This is a genomic window from Pseudoroseomonas cervicalis ATCC 49957 (assembly GCF_000164635.1).
Lineage (GTDB): Bacteria > Pseudomonadota > Alphaproteobacteria > Acetobacterales > Acetobacteraceae > Pseudoroseomonas > Pseudoroseomonas cervicalis.
In genome coordinates, this window is the sequence record NZ_GG771241.1 from 1 (window position 1) to 556 (window position 556).

The window sequence follows — 556 nt, forward strand, 5'->3', positions numbered from 1 at the left end:
GTGCCGGCGCACCCGCTGGCGCAGGCGCTGCTGCGCGCCGCCGGGGTGCCGGTGGTGGCGCCCTCCGCCAACCGCTCCGGCGCCGTCTCGCCGACGACGGCCGCGCATGTGCTGGAGGGGCTGTCGGGCCGCATCGCCGCGGTGCTGGATGGCGGGCCCTGCGCCGTGGGCGTCGAGAGCACGGTGCTGGACCTGACCGGCGCCACCCCCCTGCTGCTGCGCCCGGGCGGCGTGCCGGAGGATGCGCTGCGCGCGCTGCTCGGCCCGATCGGCCGCCCGGACCCGGCGCTGGCCGAGGATGCGGCGCGCCCGGCGCCGGGCATGCTGGCCTCGCACTACGCCCCCGCCCTGCCGGTGCGGCTGGAGGCGGAAAGCGTCTCGCCCCAGGAGGCGCTGCTGGCCTTCGGCCCGGCTTTGCCGGGGGCCGGGGCGGTGTGGCAGCTCAGCGAATCGGGCGACACAATGGAGGCGGCGGCGCGGCTCTTCGCCGGGCTGCGCTGGCTGGATGCCGAGGGGCAGCGCCTGGGCCTGACCGGCATCGCCGCCATGCCGGTGC

1 protein-coding gene is annotated in these 556 nt (G+C 79.1%); it reads left to right on the top strand.

Features of this window, described 5'->3' with window-relative positions; translation table 11 throughout:
• On the top strand, positions 1 to 556 hold a 556-nt coding region (locus HMPREF0731_RS22785), incomplete at both ends, for an L-threonylcarbamoyladenylate synthase (RefSeq protein ID WP_040614598.1).